The sequence below is a fragment of the Austwickia sp. genome (assembly GCA_016699675.1).
GTDB lineage: Bacteria > Actinomycetota > Actinomycetes > Actinomycetales > Dermatophilaceae > Austwickia.
Genome location: CP064985.1, coordinates 2,923,559 through 2,940,543, shown reverse-complemented (window position 1 = coordinate 2,940,543; position 16,985 = coordinate 2,923,559). Strand labels below are relative to the sequence as shown.

Sequence of the window (16,985 nt, the reverse complement as noted above, 5' to 3'; positions counted from 1 at the left end):
CCTGGAGATTGATTATGACCGGTAACCGGTTGTTTTTCCCAGCCCGCGGCAAACGGTGTTTGCGCACGACCGCTTCGCTGGCACTTATGCCCGAGGCTCGACGAAGACCGCCACGGTGCGCGCCGGCACGGCGGCCACCCCCCGGCCGGCGTCCCAGGCCGCCGAGCGCACGACCTCGTCGGTGCCCGCCTGCTGGACCGGGGAAAGGCGCAACGCGGCCCCAGCCATCCCCGGCACCTCCTGCCGTACGGCGTTCGGGGTGGCGTTGAAGACCACCAGAACCTGTCGGTGGGCGTCGTCGACGGCGGCCCCGGCCGTGTCGTCGAGGCGCATGACGACCACGCCCGGGTGGGCGGCCCCGGTGCCCGACGCCGGGAAGGAGAGCTTGGCGCGGATGGCCTCCGCGCTGCCCAGCCGGAACAGCGGCGTCGACGCCCGCAGCCGCAGCAGGTCCTGGGCCTGCCCGGTCGCGGCGGCGAGGTCGGCGGCGGTCGGCTTGAGCGCGGCGTCGGCGAGCAGCGGCCGGGCATAGTCCCACTTGCCCTCGTTGTCGGGCGCCGGTGGCAGGCCCCGCCCGAAGCCGTTGTCCTGGCCGGTGAAGTCCAGCAGGTTGAACCAGTCGCCGGAGTCGTAGCTGTTGCGGTCCAGGCTCTTGCTCCGCAGCAGGTCGGAGCCGGCGTGCCAGAAGGAGATCCCTTGCGACAGCGCGACGGTCGCCAGGGCCAGGGTGTTCATCCGCACGCGGTGCGGCATGCTCGTGGCCCGCGGCAGCTTGTAGGCGAGCGCATCGAAGAGCGTCTCGTTGTCGTGCGCGTCGACGTAATTGACGACCTCGCCGGGCTGGTCGGCGTATCCCGCCGGTCTGCCGTGGTAGTCGATCCCGGCCCCGGTGACCGGTTTGCCGGTCGCCTGGCTGGTGAAGGCGAAGGTACGCAGGTTGCCCGCGAGCGCGAGCTGGACCAGGTCGGTGGCCCGCGCCAGCGACTGGGCCTGCGCGGCGCCATCGCCATTGATCAGCGCTCCGTTGGGGTCGGTGGCCACCCCGGTGCCGAAGCCCTGCGCGCGCGGATCGTCGTCGAAGGGGCCGCCGCCGCGGACCGCGTCGCGGAGCCGGTCGTTGAACGTGCCGATGTCTGTGCCACCGAGCTGGCCCTGCGTCGCCTGCTGAAAGCGCGCGTTGTCGGCGACCTCGCCGAAGTTCCAGCCCTCGCCGTACAGCGTGATCGCCGTGCCGGCCACGCCGTCCTTGGCGGGCGTGAGCGCATCAAGGGCCGCCCGGATCTCGCGCATGGTCGCGACCGAGTGGTGGCCCATGAGGTCGAACCGGAAGCCGTCGACCCGGTAGTGCTTGGCCCACACCACGATCGCGTCGACCATGAGCTTGCTCATCATGGCGTGTTCGCTGGCCGTGTTGCTGCAGCACGTCGACTTGGCCACGGCGCCGTTGGAGTCCAGGCGGTGGTAATACCCGGGAACGATCCGGTCGAGCACGGACCAGGGCGCCTGCCCGTGCGCGGTCGTGTGGTTGTACACCTGGTCCAGCACGACACGCAGGCCGTCCGCATGCAGCGCGCCGACCATGGTCCGGAACTGGGCGACGCGCTGACCGCCGTCCGCGCCCGGCGTCGGCGCGGCGTACGAGCCCTCCGGCGCCAGGAAGTGCAGCGGGTCGTAGCCCCAGTTGAAAGCGTCCCGCTTGGCCACCGCCATGACGCAGCGCTGCTGCTCGGGGCTGTCCGGCGGAAGAGAGCGGAGGTCACACTCCGGGGCCGACTGGCCGGCCTTGTCCTCCGGGATGGTCGCGATGTCGAAGCTGGGCAGCAGGTGCACGGTGTTGAGCCCAGCCTTGGCCAGCGTGCGCAGGTGGGCACGACCCGCGCCCTCGTCCGCGAAGGCCAGGTAGCTGCCGCGGTGCTCGGCGGGCACCTGCGGGTCGGCGACCGAGAAGTCGCGGATGTGCAGCTCGTAGATGGCCTGATCGACGCTGGCGCGCAGCCGCGGCGACGATGTCGACCGCCATTGGTCGGGGGCCCAGCGCGGGTCGGTGAGGTTCACCAGCACCGAGCGGGTCGAGTTGAGGGTGAGGGCGACCGAGTACGGGTCGGTGACGAGGTTGGTCTCGACCCGGCCCCTGGCCGGGGCAAAGACCGTCACCTCGTAGAGGTAGCGGGCGTCGGCCATCGCCGCCGTACCCGTCGCCGTCCAGGACCCGTCGGGCTGGCGCGTCATGGGCGTTCGCGTGGCGTCGCCGGTGGGCGCGTCGCCCGCAGCACCGGCCGGCCAGGTCAGCAGGGACACCGCCTGGGCGGTGGGCGCCCACAGCCGCAGGGTGGGCACCCCATTGGACCAGCTCGCGCCGTAGGACCCCTGGGTCGCCTCGGCCGCGTAGAGCGCGTCCAGGACGGCGGCGACCTGCACCCCGGTCGCGTCGAGCAGCCGGCCCCGATCGTCCGTGAACGCCACCGCCACCTGCCCCTGCAGCAGCTGCTCGACCAACGCGGGCCGAGCCATGTCGGGCGGGAGGCGCAGGAGCAGATAGCTCTTCAGCTCCGGGTGCGCCGCGACCACGTCGCCGGGCAGCCCCGTGGGGTCATAGGTCAGGTCGTACGCCGTCGCCCCCGTGCCGGTCAACGCCTCCCCGGTCAACGCCTCCCCGGCCACCGCGAGCCCGCCCGCAGGGGCCGCGTGGAGGCGCCAGGTCAGGCGCGCGGGGTCAGTCCCGGACGGTACGGCGTCGCGCGGCCACGCCACGAGGCCCGGAGCCACCCACACCGCCTTGGCGTGGCTCAGATCCCCGGCGGCGCGGGGCTGCGACGTACTCACCGTGAGCACGTGGGTCGCGAGGACGTAACTGAAGGTGACCAGCGCGCCGTCCTGCGGCACCGTGAACGTGACATACGCACCGTCCCTCGCCCCTCCTGCTCCGTAGTTCTCCGCCCAGCTCAGAGCGTGGGCGACCTTCACCTCATAGGTGCCACCCGGGATCGCCGACGTCGACCAGGTGTAGACGCCGTCCCCGTCGGGATCCGTGAGCCACGACCGCATGCAGTCCGGCGCCCAGTCGGTGGGGCACCCCAGGCGGGCCTGGAAGCTGCCCGGCGCGGTGACGATCGGCCCCTGCGCGTCGGAGGTGACGTAGTGCGTGGCGTGGTCGTAGTAGAACGACACGGGGCGGCCGGGCGCTCGGTAGCCGATGTTGCCGCCCTGGGCCGCCCCACCGGTTCCGTAGTTCTCGTCCCAGGTGCCGTTGATCGCCGCCTTGTAGGCGTAGTCCCCCGCCGGTAGCGCGTCGTACGTCCTCTTCCAGACCCGGTCCTTCGCGTCCAGCGGGAGACTCGCCTGGGCGCAGTCGGGCAGCCAGTCGGCCGCGCAGCCCATCGCCCGGTTGTGCGTGCCGGGGATGCTCACCGACCTGGGCTGATTTACCTGGCCGAGGGGTCCGGTGCCCCCACCCGCACCGGGTGGCGCGGGGTTGCCCGGCGCGCCTGGTCCGTCCGGTCCCCCTGGTCCGCTCTGGCCCCCCGGACCCACGGCGGACGTCCCGACAATCGCTGAGCTGGAGACCGCCGCGAGCGCGCCCTGTCGGTCCTTGGCGATCGCGCGGTACTCCAGCAGGGTCCCCGCAGGCAGCCCGGTGGTGTCGTGGAAGACGCGGTACGGAGGGTGGTCATCGGTCCCCAGGGCGGTCCAGTCGCTCGTGCCGAGCGGGCGATATGCGAAAGACACCTGGGCGAATTGGCTCGCCGACAGGCTCGCGGCGATCTCCGCCCGGCCGGCGACGACGCCGCCGGCGCCCGGGGTGGTGATCGTGACCGCGGGGGGCGTGCTCGGCGTGGCCATCGCGTGATCGGCGCGGAATACCTGCACGGACAGCGGCGGGACGGTCACGGTCACGCGGCCGTCCGTGCCGGAGGTCAGCGGGGCAGACGCGCCCACCAGCGGCGCGAAGGACATGGCGGCGCTGTACGTCGGGAACGTGGCGCTCTGGGCGGTGGTCGCGTTGTTGGCCGCCACGACGTACTCGATCCCGTCGTCCGCCCGCACTCGCGAGAAGGCGTAGAGACCCGCGGCGTCCGAGGCGTAGCGATCGATCTGCGCCCCGTCGGCCAGGGCGGGATGTTCGGCCCGGAGCTGGGCCAGCGCGGCCAGGTGCCGATAGAGGACGCCGGTGGTGTCGTAGTGGTCGCCGGACCCCATCGTCCCGCCCCCCACCAGGGCCTCCGCGGCGTACTGCCCCACCTGCGTGCCGAACATGTCCTGGCGGGCGTCCTTGTCGCCGCCGGCCCCGGCGAAGCCCTGCTCGTCGCCCGAATAGACGACGGGGTTGCCGCGGGTGAGGTACATGAGCGAATGCGCGAGCTCGTCGCGGGCGAGCAGCTCGGCGCCGCCGTACCCGGCCTTGGCCAGCATCATCCCCACCCGACCCATGTCGTGGTTGCCGAGGAAGGTGGGCAGTTGGTAGGCGTTCGAGTCGGCGTCGGTGTACCAGTCGTCGGCCGCGTAGAACTCCCGCAGGCCGGTGGTGGCCTTGCCCTGCGCGAAGGCCAGCGCCGCGGCCTGGAACCCGAAGTCGAGGGTGGCCTGCACCTTTCCGGCCGTGCTGTAGCGCGACTCGACCCTCGAATCGGCGTCGTAGACCTCCCCGAACATGAAGAAGTCGGGCTTGCCCGCGTCCCTGGCGGCCTGCCGCACCCCGGGGGCGAAGCGCTGCCAGAACTCCAGGTTGACGTGCTTCATCGTGTCGATGCGGAAGCCGTCGACGCCGGACTTTGCCCAGGTCGCGTAGATATCGGTCAGGCCCTTGACGACCTCCGGCCGCTCGGTCCACAGGTCATCCAGGCCGACGAAGTCGCCGTACGTCACGGACTCCCCGGCCCACGTCGAGTCGCCGCGGTTGTGGTACATCGTCGGATCGTTGAGCCAGGCCGGCACCTTGCGGGTCTTGTCGGCCTCGCTGCGGAACGTCGGGCGGTAGGGGAAGGTGACCGCCGGATCGACCGCGGGAAAGGTGTCCTTGCCCGCGTAGTCGGCGTCGTCGAAGGCCTGACCGGCGGCGTCCTTGTACGGCGTCGCCGACTTGGGGACATAGGCGTGCGCGCCACTCGCCGAGTCGACGACGTCCGCCGTGTGGTTCGTGATGATGTCGAAGAAGACCTTCATGCCCTTGGCGTGCGCCGCGTCGATGAGGGCCGTCATGTCCTCGTTCGTGCCCAGGTGCGGGTCGATCTGCGTGAAGTCGGTGACCCAGTAGCCGTGATAGCCGGCCGAGGCGTCGGCCCCCGTGCCCTGGACGGGCTGGTTCTTGAACGACGGCGTCAGCCAGATCGCCGTGGTGCCCAGACCCTTGATGTAGTCGAGCTTGGCCACGACGCCCTTGAGGTCGCCGCCGTGGAAGAACCCCTTGTCGGTCGGGTCGAACCCGGTGCTCAGGCGGCCGCCGGTGTCGTTGGCCGTGGAGCCGTTGGCGAACCGGTCGGCCATGAGGAAGTAGAACCGCTCCGTGGTGAGCGCCGCGCGCAGGCTGTCCTTGGCCAGCGCCGTGTCGTCGGTGTCCGCCGCGCCCTTGACTGTCGGCGCCCGCACGCCGAGGAGGTGGGTCCCGTCGTCGTAGCTGACCTCGACCCTCGCCGGACCCTGCAGTCGCAGCGGGAGATTCGCGCCGTTCCTGGCCCCGCCGGCTCCGTAGTTCTCGTCCCACGTCGCGCCGAGGGTCACCTTGTAGTCGTAGGTGCCCGCGGGGATGTCGAAGGTCCTGCGGTACGTCGTGCCGCCCGGCACGGGCTCGAGACGCGTGCCGGCGCAGTCGGGCTGCCAGTCGGCGGCGCAGCCGAGTTCGGACTGCATCGACCCCACCAGCGTGACGACCTTGGCGCCCGTGTCCTCGCCGACCGGTTGCGCCGCGGATCGCACCGTCGGGACGGCAGGCCCCCGCGCGGCGCCCGCGGCCCCGACGCCGACGGCATCGACCGGGCCCAGGGCCGCCGCCGCGACGGCCAGCAGCGCGCTGCCCAGGGCGGCGGCGACTGCTGAGCGGTTCATGGCGGCTCCCGAGGTGGCACAAGTCTCTGGGCTGAGGGCCAACGTCCTTCGCCCGGAACGACATCGGCCATCGATGCGGCGCATCTGGTCGACGTGCGTCAGACAGTAGTGCCTCGCACCGACAGCACACGTGCCCGGATCTCACCCGCGAACCCGCGCGGCCCGGTCCGCGAGCCAGGAGGCGGACCTGCCGAACACCGCCGAGTCCGAGCTGGCATGCGGCTCGGTCCCGTGCTCAGGCGCGAGCCCCGTCCCCGCCCCCATCGGCGGTCGGGGGCGCCCCACGGCGTCGCAGCGACCGGCCGTCCGCATAGCCCACCGCGGCCGCGGCGGCCTCCTGGGTCCACCCATGGGCGAGGAGCTCACCCGCCCGCTCTCGACGCACCGCCGTCGCGTAGGCGTGCGGAGTCATCCCGACCGCCCTGGTGAAGTGCCGCGCGAGCGTCCGGTCGCTGACGCCGAGCCGCGCGGCGAGCTGGCCGAGGCCGAGCGGAGCCTCTTCCGGGTTGTCGAGGAGGTCCTGTGCGCGGTGCGCCAGGTCGTTGAGGTGATCGCGGTGCGCCAGGCGCACGGAGTGCTGCGCCGCCGCGCCCGGACGCCAGGCCGGCACTACGAGCGTGCGCGCGACGCGAGCGGCGATTGCGGGGCCGTGGTCGTGCGCCACGAGGTGCAGCGCGAGGTCGATCCCGCTCGCGATTCCGGCCGACGTATGCAGGCGGGGCGCACAGGTGTAGAGGACGTCGCGCTGCACCCGCACCCCCGGGTAGCGAGCGAGTTCCTGTGTGAGCTCGTGGTGCGTGGTGGCCGGCCGGCCCCCGAGCAGACCCGCCTGGGCCAGGAGCAGCGACCCGGCGCAGACGCTGGCCACGTGCCCGCCCCGGTCCGCGTGCTCGCGCAGCCCGGCCAACATCGCCTCCGGCAGGGGCCGCGGATCTCGTGTCGTCTTCCAGCCGGGCACCAGGACAAGGTCACGTGGGTGCAGCCGCGGCCAGATCGGATCTGCGGTCAGCATCAGCCCATGGTGGGACGTCACGGCCCGGTCTACCCCGACATAGGACACCGCGTACCCACTTCGGCCCGGACCGCTCGCACCGCCCGGACCGCCGCCGACGACCTCGTCGCCCGTGACGAAGACCTGCGCCGGACCCGCGACGTCCATGATGTGCACCCACTGCGGCAACACGATCAGGACACGGCGGGAGGACGGCATGGCTTCATGGTGCCAGGACGTCCGCGAGGGTGCTGATCGTGGCGAAGCGGCCCGCCAGGGCGGCGGCGGTCCGCTCAACCACGTCCGCCGCGGACAGCGTGCCGGAGCCGTCCGCCAAGGCTAGGGGGTGGGTGGCGGTGGCGTCGATACGACCTCGACCGCGTATCCGTAGTCGCTGGCCAGCCGAGCCGTCGTCTCAACGCACTGCTCGGTGCGGATGCCGATGAGCCGGATCCGGTCGACCCCCAGCCGCGTCAGCTGCTGTCCCAGGTTGGTGGTCGTGAACGCGTTGTGGCTGGTCTTGGTGATCAGCGGCTCGCCTGGGCGAGGCTCCAGCCCGGACGCCAGCACCACCTGGCCCAGGGCGGGGTCGAACGGGCCACCGCTGCCGGGGGCCGCGTGCAGCACCCAGACCACGTGTTCGCCCACCCTGCGAGCATGGTCGACGAGCTGTTGCGCTCGCTCCACGATGTCCGGGGCGGAGATCTGCGCCCAGTCCGGGCGGCGTCGGAAGGATTCCTGAATGTCGATGACGATCAGCGCGGTGCTCATGACTCCACCCTCCCGCCCGGACCGCGGCGGGCCCAGGGCGGGAACAGCCCCGGACCGGAACGATCAGGTCAGATCAGGTCAGGTCAGGTCAGGTCAGGTCAGGTCAGGTCAGGTCAGGTCATCGTCGCCCGAGCTGACTGGGGCGTTATGCGACCCAGGGCGCGCATAACGCCCTAGTCACTTCTCCGTGGTGGCTCAGTCTCGGCATCCCGGGGCCAGGACCCGGACCGCGCGGGCCTGGCGTGCTCGGGCCGCCAGCTCGGCATCCGGCGGGTAGCCGACCTCCTCCAGGCACAGCCCGTGGGGCGGCATCACTGTCACGCTCGAGTCCCGCACTCCGACCTCGAGCACCTGACGCGCCCACCCCGGTTGGCGGCGGCCCTCCCCCACCGGCACCACCGCGCCCACGAGGGAACGCACCATCGAGTGGCAGAACGCGTCCGCGATCACCGTTGCGACCAGGACTCCCGCGGCGTCCCGCTCCCAGCTGTAGCGCAGCAGCGTCCGCACCGTCGTGGCGCCGTCGCGCCGCTTGCAAAAGGCAGCGAAGTCATGCAGTCCCTCCAGGGACCTCGCCTCCGCGTCCAGCGCCGCCACCTGAATCGATCGCGGATGAGCGACAACCTCCCTGCGCCGCAGCGGATCCAGTTCCCACGGGCGGTCCGTGAGCCGGTAGGAATAGCGCCGATGGGTCGCCGAGAACCGGGCATCGAAACCCTCGGGCGCGAGCGCCACCCGCCGTACGGCGATGTCCGGCGGCAGCACCCCCCGCAGCCGGCTCACGGCGGCGGCCGCCGGCTCCCGATCGGACCGGCCCGGCAACGCGCCGTACGCCGCGCGCGGCACGTCCACGTGGGCCACCGCGCCGCGGGCGTGTACCCCCGCGTCCGTGCGCCCCGCCACCGTGAGTCGCAGGCCGTCGACCCGCAGGATCGTGGCGAGCGCGGCGGTGAGTGCGCCCTCGACGGTACGGCGGCCGGGCTGGGCCGCCCACCCCGAGAAGTCGGTGCCGTCGTAGCCGAAGTCGAGCCGCAACCGTACGGCGTCGCTCGCCGGGTCCGGCGGATCCGAGCTGGTCACCGACTCAGCGTAGCCCCAGAAGCCCCAGCACCCAGCAGGCCGGCACCCCGCCGCTGGCACCGCACTGACGCCCTCCCTTACGCACTGACGCCCCTCTTCACGAGGGGCGTCAGTGGGATAACGAGAGCGTCAGTGCGGGGACTAGGCGTCCTTGGCCTCGAGCTCCTCGGCACCGGTGGCCAGGGCCGCCGGCTCGACACCACCGGACTCCTCCAGCTCCGTCGCGGGCGTGGCCGCCGCGGGCGCCGGGGCGTCCGCCGCGTCCATCGTGGCCTCGTCCGGCGTCCTGGTGGCCTCGACGGAGGCATCCGTCACCGGGGCCTCGGCCGCGGTCGCCTCGTCCGTCTGCGTGGATTCCGCCGCGGCCGGAGCCGCGTCCTCGACCGGTGCGGCCGGGGCGGCAGGCGCGGCCTTCTTGGCCGCCCGCTTGGTTGCCGCCTCGGCCTCCTTGACGGTGGCCTTCTTCGGCGAGTACGCCTCGCGGACCAGCTCGATCACGGCCATCGGCGCGTTGTCGCCCTTGCGGGGGCCGATCTTCGTGATGCGGGTGTAGCCGCCGGGGCGCTCGGCCATGTCGGGCGCGATCTCGGTGAAGAGGCGGTGCACGACGCCCTTGTCGCGGACGACCGTGAGCACCCGACGACGGGCGTGCAGGTCGCCGCGCTTGGCGAAGGTGATCATCCGCTCGGCCAGCGGACGCAGCCGCTTCGCCTTGGCCTCGGTCGTGGTGATCTTGTCGTGCTCGAACAGCGCCGTGGCGAGGTTCGCCAGGATCAGCCGCTCGTGCGCGGGGCCGCCGCCGAGGCGGGGACCCTTCGTGGGGGTGGGCATGAGATCTCCTGTGGGTCTGCTGACCGATCCGCTCCGCCGCCGTCAGCGGCCGAGCATCCCGGTCGAATCGGTCAGTACTGCTCGTCCTCGGCGAACGCCGAGTCGTCGTCCTCGTCGTACCGGTCGACGATCGCCGTCGGGTCGAATCCGGGCGGGCTGTCCTTGAGCGACAGGCCCATGCCGACCAGCTTGGCCTTGACCTCGTCGATGGACTTGGCGCCGAAGTTGCGGATGTCCAACAGGTCCGCCTCGCTGCGGCCGACGAGCTCGCCGACCGTGTGGATGCCCTCGCGCTTGAGGCAGTTGTAGGACCGCACCGTGAGGTCCAGGTCCTCGATCGGCAGCGCGAGGTCGGCGGCGAGCGCCGCGTCCGTCGGCGACGGGCCCATGTCGATGCCCTCGGCCTCGACGTTGAGCTCGCGGGCCAGCCCGAACAGCTCCACCAGCGTCTTGCCGGCCGAGGCCAGCGCGTCGCGGGGGGCCATCGAGTTCTTCGTCTCGACGTCGACGATGAGCTTGTCGAAGTCGGTGCGCTGCTCGACACGGGTCGCCTCGACCCGGTAGGTCACGGCCAGCACCGGCGAATAGATGGAGTCGACCGGGATCCGGCCGATCTCCTGGTCGCCGGCCTTGTTCTGCTGCGCGGAGACGTAGCCGCGGCCGCGCTCGACGGTCAGCTCCATCTCAATCTTGGCGGCGTCGTTGAGCGTGGCGATGTGCAGGTCGGGGTTGTGCACCTCGACCCCGGCCGGCGGGGCGATGTCGGCGGCGGTGACGACGCCGGGGCCCTGCTTGCGCAGGTACATGACCACGGGCTCGTCGTGCTCGCTGGAGACGACGAGGCCCTTGATGTTGAGGATGAGTTCGGTGACGTCCTCCTTGACTCCGGGGATCGTCGTGAACTCGTGCAGGACGCCGTCGACGCGGATGCTCGTGACGGCGGCGCCGGGGATGCTCGACAGGAGCGTCCGGCGCAGGGAGTTGCCGAGGGTGTAGCCGAAGCCGGGCTCCAGGGGCTCGATGACGAACCGGGAGCGCGCCTCGGAGATGGCCTCCTCGGAGAGGATGGGCCGCTGGGCGATGAGCACGGTGTGTTCCTTCCCGCGGGCGACCGCTATATGAAGCCCGCAAGTGGTGCCGGCCGTGGGGTGCCGGCGGCCCGATCCGCATCTGTCCACGGGCCGGGCCTGGCGACGCACCGGAGCCCCCGACGTACGTCGGGAGTCCCGGACACGCCGGCGGCGGGGGCCGCTGGGGCCCCCGCCTTCGGTGTCAGTTCTTCGAGTAGAGCTCGACGATGAGCTGCTCAGTGAGCACGGTGTCGATCTGCTCGCGCACCGGCAGCTGGTGGATCAGGATCTCCAGCGTGCCGGGCACGACCTTCATCCAGGCAGGGATGGGGCGGTCGCCGAACGTCTGGCGGGCCAGCTCAAACGGGAACAGCTCGCGGCTCTTGGGGCGGATGTCGATGATGTCGTACTGGCTCACCCGGTAGCTGGGCACGTCGACGCGGACGCCGTTGACCAGGAAGTGCCCGTGCGTCACGAGCTGGCGGGCCGCGCGGCGGGTGCGCGCCAGGCCGGCGCGGTAGACCACGTTGTCGAGCCGGGACTCCAGGATCCGCAGGAGATTCTCACCGGTCTTGCCGGAGCGGCGCACGGCCTCCTCGTAGTAGCTGCGGAACTGCTTCTCCATGACGCCGTAGGTGAAGCGGGCCTTCTGCTTCTCCTGCAGCTGGTGAAGGTATTCCTTCTCCTGGATCCGGCCGCGGCCGTGCTGGCCGGGCGGGAAGGGACGGTTCTCGAAGTTCTTGTCACCGCCGACGAGGTCGACCTTGAGCCGGCGGGACTTCTTGGTGATGGGGCCGGTGTAGCGGGCCATGATGGTTCTCCTTCTCGCTACGGGCGTCAGACGCGGCGGCGCTTGGGCGGGCGGACACCGTTGTGCGGCGTCGGCGTGACGTCGCTGATGGCGCCGACCTCCAGGCCGGTAGCGGTCAGGGAACGAATGGCGGTCTCGCGGCCGGAGCCCGGACCCTTGACGAACACGTCGACCTTGCGCATGCCGTGCTCCATGGCGCGGCGAGCGGCGGCCTCGGCGGCCATCTGGGCGGCGAAGGGCGTCGACTTGCGCGAGCCCTTGAAGCCGACCTGGCCCGCGGACGCCCAGCTGATGACTGCGCCGGTGGGGTCGGTGATCGAGACGATCGTGTTGTTGAACGTGCTCTTGATGTGCGCGTGCCCGTGGGCGACGTTCTTCTTCTCCTTGCGGCGCACCTTCTTGGCGCCCGCGGCCATCCGGCTCTTGGGAGGCATGAGTTCTGGTTTCTCCTACATCTTCGGACAGGTGAGTCTGCGGTGTCGGTCTTCGAAGAAGGCCTCGGCGGGGGTGAGGAGCACCCGCCGTACACATCGGGGAGCGTGTCGCCCCCGACGCGGGGTGCTTACTTGCCAGCCTTCTTCTTGCCGGCCACGGTGCGCTTGGGGCCCTTGCGCGTGCGCGCGTTGGTCTTGGTGCGCTGACCGCGCACGGGCAGACCGCGACGGTGCCGCAGACCCTGGTAGCTGCCGATCTCCACCTTGCGGCGGATGTCCGCGGCGACCTCGCGCCGCAGGTCACCCTCGACCTTGAAGTTCTCCTCGATGAAGTCGCGGAGTTTGACGAGGTCGGCCTCGGTAAGGTCCTTGACGCGGGTCGACGGGTCGACCCCGGCCGCTGCGACGGCCTCCTTGGCGCGGGTGCGACCCATGCCGAAGATGTACGTGAGAGCGATCTCCACGCGCTTCTCGCGCGGGAGGTCGACTCCGACAAGTCGTGCCATGAGGAATGGTTCTCCTGATCATTGCGGAGGTCTGGAGCAACACCGTCCCAGCGACGTTGCGCTGGTCCTCGGCCTCCGTGCCGGGGGTGACGTCCGGGTCGATGCCCGGGGCCGGGTGCTGCTGTCGTACTGCATATGCGTCGGCGATGAGATCAGGCGACGTGGTGCATCGGTGGTGCTGCGTGCCGGGCGGTCAGCCCTGGCGCTGCTTGTGGCGCAGGTTCTCGCAGATCACCATGACCCGCCCGTTGCGGCGGATCACCTTGCACTTGTCGCAGATCTTCTTGACGCTCGGCTGAACCTTCATCTGCCTTCGTCTTCGGATCTGGCCCTCCGCGCGCGCATCGTGCTCCACGCGAGGGGGGCGGGTCGGAACGGGATGGGTGGCGCAGCGGCAGTGGCGATGGGCGTCGCCGTACGTCGTGCGCCGGTGCTGCTCAGCGGTAACGGAAAACGATGCGCCCTCGGGACAGGTCATAGGGGCTCAGCTCGACCACCACCCGGTCCTGGGGAAGGATCCGAATGTAGTGCTGCCGCATCTTGCCCGAGATGTGGGCGAGCACCTTGTGTCCGTTGCTCAGTTCCACGCGGAACATCGCATTCGGCAGAGCCTCGATGATCGTGCCTTCGATCTCGATGACACCGTCCTTCTTGGCCATGTCCTCCGCAATCCGTCGAGCCGCCGGCCGAGAGCCGACGGGCACCTTCCGGGCTGGGCCCGGCTATCGTCCCCGGTCATCAGGCCGGGGTGTCGGTCCCGCGAGCGCGGCGACGGCCCCCGACACGACGCGACCTCGGACACCGGTCCCCAGCGGGGCTATGTCGAGGTCGATGCGGGACGGCAGGCACACCGAAGCGACGTTGAACCGACTCGTCAGTCTAGTGCAGGCGTTCTGGGAACGCGAAATCCGCTGCGGCCTCAGCCGAGCGGACCGTACGCCGCCCCCCGCCCAGCCAACTCCGCCGCCCCGCCGTCCGGGGCGGTGAGCACCCACAGGCCCGCGTCCGTGACGGCGACCGTGTGTTCCCAGTGCGCGGCCCGGGACCCATCGACGGTGACCACGGTCCAGTCGTCGGCGAGGACCCGAGTCTGCGAAGACCCGGCCGTGATCATCGGCTCGATGGCGACGGTGGCCCCCGACCGGATGGCGGCCGTGCGGCCCTTGACCCGGTAGTTGTAGACGTCGGGTTCCTCGTGCATCTCGCGGCCGATGGCGTGCCCGGTGTACCCCTCGACGATCCCGAACGGCCGGTCGAGCCGCCGCCCCTGGGCGGTCACCTCGTCCTCGATCGCCGCGCCGACGTCGCCGAGGACCGACCCGATCCGGAAGGCCGCGATGCCGGCCCACAGGGCCGCTCTGGTGGCCTCGGACAGGGCCCGGTCGTCCTCGGTGGCCGCCTCCGGCCCCCCGACGTGGACGCTGATGGCGGCGTCGCCGTGCCAGCCCTGCAGGATGGCGCCGCAGTCGACCGAGACCAGATCCCCGTCGCGCAGGACCCGCTCCCCCGGGATGCCGTGGACGACCTCGTCGTTGACGCTGACGCAGAGGGTGTGCCGGTAGCCGGGCACCTCGGGGAAGGACGGTCGCGCCCCGTGGTCGCGGATGACCCCCTGGGCCAGCGCATCGAGAGCGCCGGTCGTCGTGCCCGCCACCGCCGCCTGCGCGACGGCGGCCAGCGCGTCGGCGACGACGAGACCCGCCGCCCGCATCAGGCGGATCTCGTCGGCGCTCTTGACGCCGAGCTGCTCGCGGCGGCCGAACATCACCAAGGAGCCCCGGAGGTCAGGCGGAGGCGGTCGGGCGGGCCGGCCGCGGCGGCGTCGAGGTGGGCTGCGCGAGCGCGTCCATGCACCGCTGGTACACCTCGTCCATGGAGCCGGTCCCGTCGATCTCCCGCAGCAGGCCACGCCCGCGGGCCATGTCCGAGATGGGCGTGGTCTCGGCGTGGTAGACCTTCATCCGCTCGCGGATGACCTCCTCGGTGTCGTCCGGCCGACCCTCGATCTCGGCGCGCTTGAGCAGCCGCTGGACGACCTCCTCATCGGGCACCTTGAGCTCCAGCACATGGTCCAGGTCGGTGTCGTGGGACCAGTGGAACTCGCGCAACGCCCAGGTCTGCTCCACCGTGCGGGGGTAGCCGTCGAGCAGGTAGCCATGCGCGGCGTCAGCCTCGCCCAGCCGATCGAACACGATCTCGTTGGTGACGTCGTCGGGCACGAAGTGGCCGGCCTCAATGATCGCCTGCACCTTCTGCCCTAGCGGGGTCTGGTTCTTGATGTTGGTGCGGAAGATGTCGCCGGTGGAGATCGCCGGGATCCCGAGCGCCTCCGCGATCCTGGCCGCCTGAGTACCCTTTCCGGCTCCGGGCGGGCCGAGCATCAACAGTCGCATCGCAGCATTCCCTTCCGTCGACTCCCGCGCGTCGTCGTCGACGCGGGCGAGGGCCACGGCATTCGCCGTGCTCAGCGGGAATCCTAGTCTCGGGGATACGCCGCGTGGGCGGGATCGCCCGCCCTGCGGAACACCGCGGCCGGGGCGCCGGTGCCGGTCAGCGCAGGAAGCCCTCGTAGTGGCGCTGCTGCAGCTGGCTCTCGATCTGCTTCACGGTCTCCAGGCCGACGCCGACGATGATCAGCAGTGACGTCCCGCCGAACGGGAAGTTCTGGTCGGCGTTCAGCATCACGAACGCGATGATCGGGATGAGTGAGACCAGGGCCAGGTAGAGCGCGCCGGGCACGGTGATGCGGTTGAGGACGTAGCGCAGGTACTCCGCCGTGGGCCGACCCGCGCGATAGCCGGGGATGAAGCCGCCGTACCGCTTCATGTTGTCGGCGACCTCGTCGGGGTTGAACGAGATCGAGACGTAGAAGAACGTGAAGAACACGATGAGCAGGGTGTAGATCACCACGTGCCAGACGCTGCGCTGGGGCACGATGTTCTGCGCCATCCAGTTGATCCACTCGGGCCGCTCCGGGTTGGCCTGCTGGAACTGGACGATGAGCCCCGGGATGGCGAGCAGGGAGCTGGCGAAGATGACCGGGATGACGCCGGCCTGGTTGACCTTCAAGGGGATGTACGTCGTGGTCCCGCCGTACATCCGCCGCCCGATCATGCGCTTGGCGTAGGTGACCGGGATGCGCCGCTGGCACTGCTCGACGAAGACGACGGCGGCGATGATCAGCAGCCCGATGGCGATGACGAGCAGGAAGGTGTCCCAGCGGCCGTCGCGCTCCTTGATGGACCACAGCGAGGTCGGGAAGCGGGCGGCGATCGAGGTGAAGATCAGCAGCGACATGCCGTTGCCGATGCCCTTCTCCGTGATCAGCTCGCCGAGCCACATGATCAGGCCGGTGCCGGCGGTCATGGTCAGCACCATGATGGCCGGGGTCCACCAGTTGTCGTCGGAGAGGATGTTCGTGCACGACGCCCCGAACAGGCTCTGCGGGTTGTGCGCGAACGTCACGAAGGTCGAACTCTGCAGCACCGCCAGGGCGATCGTGAGGTAGCGCGTGTACTGCGTCAGCTTGCTCTGCCCCGTCTGCCCCTCCTGCTTGAGGGTCTCGAACCGAGGGATCACCACCGTGAGCAGCTGCACGATGATGCTGGCCGTGATGTAGGGCATGATCCCCAGCGCGAACACGGACAGCTGCAGCAGCGCCCCGCCGCTGAAGAGGTCGGCGAGGCCGAGCAGTTGCCCGCTGCCGCCGCCGTTCTTCTGGCACTCGCGCACGGCGACATAGCTGACCCCCGGGGTGGGCACGTACGAGCCCAGCCGGAAGATCGCCATGATGAACAAGGTGAAGAGGAGCTTCTTGCGCAGATCCGGCGTCTTGAACGCGCGGACGAAGGCGGTGAGCACGAATCCTCCTGCAGTGCACGACGACCGGGATGACATCGGCCGGCGCACATCGTCGACTTCGGGGACGATAACACCCCGGGGCCGGTGGTCCCGGCACCCGGGGCGTGATGGGTACGGCGTAGCGCCGCGTGGAATCAGAGCTCGGTCGCGGTCCCGCCGACGGCCTCGATCTTGCTCTTGGCCGAGGCCGAGAACTTGTGCGCGGTGACGCTCACCTTGACGGTGAGCTCGCCGTCGCCGAGCACCTTGACGAGCTGCCCGGGACGCACCGCGCCCTTGGCCGCCAGGTCCTCCGCGGTGACGTCGCCACCGTCGGGGTAGAGCACGCTCAGCCGGTCCAGGTTGACGACCTGGTATTCGGTGCGGAACGGGTTCTTGAAGCCGCGCAGCTTGGGCAGCCGCATGTGCAGGGGCATCTGGCCGCCCTCGAACCGCTCGGGCACCTGGTAACGGGCCTTGGTGCCCTTGGTGCCGCGGCCGGCCGTCTTGCCCTTGCTGCCCTGCCCGCGACCCACCCGGGTCTTCGGGGTCTTGGCCCCGGGCGCCGGCCGGAGGTGGTGCACCTTCAGCGCGTGGCCCGTCGGCTCGGTC

General features: G+C 70.9%; 13 protein-coding genes and 2 pseudogenes. All 15 read right to left on the bottom strand.

Going from position 1 to position 16,985, the window contains the following annotated elements:
* Window positions 1–84: 84 nt before the first annotated feature.
* A complete protein-coding gene (gene pulA / locus IPK37_13455; GenBank protein ID QQR99954.1) occupies window positions 85–6,039 on the bottom strand; it encodes a pullulanase-type alpha-1,6-glucosidase in 5,955 nt (1,984 codons plus the stop codon).
* A 235-nt stretch (window positions 6,040–6,274) separates the two neighbouring features.
* On the bottom strand, window positions 6,275–7,249 hold the full coding sequence (locus IPK37_13450) for a DJ-1/PfpI family protein (GenBank protein QQR99953.1): 975 nt from the start codon (window positions 7,247–7,249) through the stop codon (window positions 6,275–6,277).
* Window positions 7,250–7,253: 4 nt separating this feature from the next.
* Window positions 7,254–7,801, bottom strand: a pseudogene (locus IPK37_13445) (isochorismatase family protein).
* A gap of 195 nt (window positions 7,802–7,996) precedes the next feature.
* Window positions 7,997–8,881 (bottom strand): tRNA pseudouridine(38-40) synthase TruA, encoded by an 885-nt coding sequence (truA, locus tag IPK37_13440; protein QQR99952.1) that lies wholly within the window; start codon window positions 8,879–8,881, stop codon window positions 7,997–7,999.
* 483 nt (window positions 8,882–9,364) lie between these two features.
* Window positions 9,365–9,712 (bottom strand): annotated as a pseudogene (gene rplQ, locus IPK37_13435) (50S ribosomal protein L17).
* A 71-nt stretch (window positions 9,713–9,783) separates the two neighbouring features.
* Window positions 9,784–10,800: a DNA-directed RNA polymerase subunit alpha gene (locus IPK37_13430; protein QQR99951.1), complete on the bottom strand. Its 1,017-nt coding sequence runs from the start codon at window positions 10,798–10,800 to the stop codon at window positions 9,784–9,786.
* 184 nt (window positions 10,801–10,984) lie between these two features.
* A complete protein-coding gene (rpsD, locus tag IPK37_13425) occupies window positions 10,985–11,593 on the bottom strand; it encodes a 30S ribosomal protein S4 (protein QQR99950.1) in 609 nt (202 codons plus the stop codon).
* Between the two features lie 26 nt (window positions 11,594–11,619).
* Window positions 11,620–12,027 carry a 30S ribosomal protein S11 gene (gene rpsK, locus IPK37_13420; protein ID QQR99949.1) on the bottom strand — a complete coding sequence of 136 codons (408 nt, stop codon included), beginning with the start codon at window positions 12,025–12,027 and terminating at the stop codon, window positions 11,620–11,622.
* 128 nt (window positions 12,028–12,155) lie between these two features.
* Complete coding sequence (gene rpsM / locus IPK37_13415) at window positions 12,156–12,533, bottom strand: 30S ribosomal protein S13 (GenBank protein ID QQR99948.1); 378 nt, start codon at window positions 12,531–12,533, stop codon at window positions 12,156–12,158.
* 193 nt (window positions 12,534–12,726) lie between these two features.
* On the bottom strand, window positions 12,727–12,840 hold the full coding sequence (gene rpmJ, locus IPK37_13410; protein QQR99947.1) for a 50S ribosomal protein L36: 114 nt from the start codon (window positions 12,838–12,840) through the stop codon (window positions 12,727–12,729).
* A gap of 130 nt (window positions 12,841–12,970) precedes the next feature.
* The gene (infA, locus tag IPK37_13405; protein QQR99946.1) at window positions 12,971–13,192 is read right to left on the bottom strand and encodes a translation initiation factor IF-1; all 222 of its coding nucleotides are present in this window, start codon (window positions 13,190–13,192) and stop codon (window positions 12,971–12,973) included.
* A gap of 260 nt (window positions 13,193–13,452) precedes the next feature.
* Window positions 13,453–14,298, bottom strand: coding sequence for a type I methionyl aminopeptidase (gene map, locus IPK37_13400; GenBank protein ID QQR99945.1), 846 nt, complete (start codon window positions 14,296–14,298; stop codon window positions 13,453–13,455).
* A 19-nt stretch (window positions 14,299–14,317) separates the two neighbouring features.
* Window positions 14,318–14,926 (bottom strand): adenylate kinase, encoded by a 609-nt coding sequence (locus IPK37_13395; protein QQS02872.1) that lies wholly within the window; start codon window positions 14,924–14,926, stop codon window positions 14,318–14,320.
* 157 nt (window positions 14,927–15,083) lie between these two features.
* The gene (secY, locus tag IPK37_13390) at window positions 15,084–16,394 is read right to left on the bottom strand and encodes a preprotein translocase subunit SecY (GenBank protein ID QQR99944.1); all 1,311 of its coding nucleotides are present in this window, start codon (window positions 16,392–16,394) and stop codon (window positions 15,084–15,086) included.
* Window positions 16,395–16,528: 134 nt separating this feature from the next.
* Window positions 16,529–16,963, bottom strand: coding sequence for a 50S ribosomal protein L15 (gene rplO / locus IPK37_13385; protein QQS02871.1), 435 nt, complete (start codon window positions 16,961–16,963; stop codon window positions 16,529–16,531).
* Between the last annotated feature and the right edge of the window lie 22 nt (window positions 16,964–16,985).